This window comes from Bradyrhizobium sp. P5_C11_2 (assembly GCF_054049755.1).
This window is the reverse complement of sequence record NZ_JBFULT010000922.1, coordinates 1-1,712: the sequence shown is the minus strand read 5'-3', so window position 1 is coordinate 1,712 and position 1,712 is coordinate 1. Positions and strand designations below refer to the sequence as shown.

The window sequence follows — 1,712 nt, the reverse complement described above, 5'->3', positions numbered from 1 at the left end:
GGACCAGCAGGAGGGCCGCAAGCTCGAGGCCACCTGCGCGCGCATCGCCGATCTCGAGACCCGGGCCGTTGCGGCGCTCGACGGCGGACGCGAGGATCTCGCCAAGGACGCCGCCGAGGCCATCGCCGGCCTCGAGGCTGACCGTGACGCGGCGATGACGGCGCGCGCGCTGTTCGCGACCGAGATCGCCCGGCTGAAGCGGCACGTCGCAAGCGCGCAGGCCCGTATCACCGAGCTCGATCGCGGCCGCCGCGTCGCCCGCGCCTCGGAAGCGGTGCGTTCGCTACGCCGCAGCGGCATCGAGGCGGCCCGTCCTTACGAATCCACGCTGCCGGATGCGGAGAACACGCTGAAGCGCCTGCGCGACCGGCAGATCGAAGCCCAGGCCGCAGACGATGCGCTGGTCGAGCTCGATGCGGCCACGGGTCCGCTCGCCACCGCCGAGAAACTCGCCGAGCAGGGCTTCGGCCCCCGGCTCAAGACAACCGCGGACGACGTGCTGGCGCGGTTGAAGTCCAAGCGCACGCCGACTGACTGACTCCAACGATGATCATTCGCCACTACCTCAAGCAACAGGAGACCATCATGAACCCGACCACCCCGCTCCACAGCCCCGCCTGGATCACCTTCACTTACGTTTCGTTCGCCGCGTCCGCCTTCATGGTCGGCCTCGGCATCTTCTTCCTGCCGCTCGATCTCTCGATCAAAGGCTACCTCGCCATGGGCTTTCTGATGCTGGTGCAGTCCTGCATCACCATGACCAAGACGATGCGTGACAATCACGAGAGCAACCGCCTGGTGAACCGCATCGAAGACGCCAAGGCCGAACGCCTGCTCATGGAAGTCGAACGCGGCCCGCGGGCGGCGTAATATCGCGCCAGTCCGACCGGACSGTGGGGCGGCGGATGTCAGAGCATCCGCCGCCCGACGCACGTCCAGCCATTTGCCGCGACCGGCGCAACGTATCCTTTACCCTGCAACCGTCACAAAAAATGGTACTCATCGCTCCTTAATGGCCTCGCGCGAAAACCGTCCGGATCACGGGCAGGCGGGCATGGCAGACGCTGGGAACGAACGAAGCTGGCAACATCTGCGCGAGTCCGCCGGACGGCTGCGCGGCTACGCGGCGTTCTGGTTCAAGGCCTTCGCGCAGCCGACCATCGATCTCAGCCTGCGGACCCATCCCGGTCATGTGACCCGGATCGTTGAAAGCCCGGGCCTGTCGCTGCCGCAGGACGAACTCGAGCGGTTGGTCGCGCAGCTCCGCACGGTCGCGGCCAAGACCTTKCCGGCCGACGAGCTCACCTACGGCATCTTCTCGGGCGAGCGCGAACGCCTCTCCCGCGCCATTGTCACGCTGATCTCCGAGGAGGACACGGGGCGCCCGATCGCGTTCAACGCCCTGTCGGTGATGCAGGTCGAGCTCGACGGCGTGCCCGTCGACGTCACCCATCTCGGGCTCGTCATGGTCGATCCCGATGCGCGCGGGCAGGGGCTGTCGTGGGTGCTTTATGGCTTGACCACACTGGTGCTGTTCCTGCGCGACGGACTGCGCCCGCGCTGGATCTCCAACGTCACCCAGGTGCCCTCGGTGGTCGGCATGGTCAGCGAGACCTTTTCCGACGTCTATCCGTCGCCGCGCCCCGAGGCGCGGCAGAGCTTTGCCCATCTCCAGCTTGCCCGCGGCATCATGCAACGGCATCGGAGCGTGT

General features: G+C 67.1%; 2 protein-coding genes and 1 pseudogene. All 3 read left to right on the top strand.

The annotated features are described in order from the left end of the window. Positions 1 to 538: PspA/IM30 family protein (locus ACXJL8_RS40315; RefSeq protein ID WP_456686954.1), on the top strand; the 538-nt coding region annotated here is incomplete at its 5' end. 47 nt (positions 539 to 585) lie between these two features. Beyond that, complete coding sequence (locus tag ACXJL8_RS40310; RefSeq protein WP_456617437.1) at positions 586 to 870, top strand: YiaA/YiaB family inner membrane protein; 285 nt, start codon at positions 586 to 588, stop codon at positions 868 to 870. A 184-nt stretch (positions 871 to 1,054) separates the two neighbouring features. After that, a pseudogene (locus tag ACXJL8_RS40305) lies at positions 1,055 to 1,712 on the top strand (hypothetical protein); the annotation flags it as partial.

What these genes read in the sequence shown, in the direction of transcription:
- ACXJL8_RS40310 (WP_456617437.1), top strand. Translation starts at nt 586, where the DNA reads ATGAACCCGACCACCCCGCTCCACAGCCCCGCCTGGATCACCTTCACT.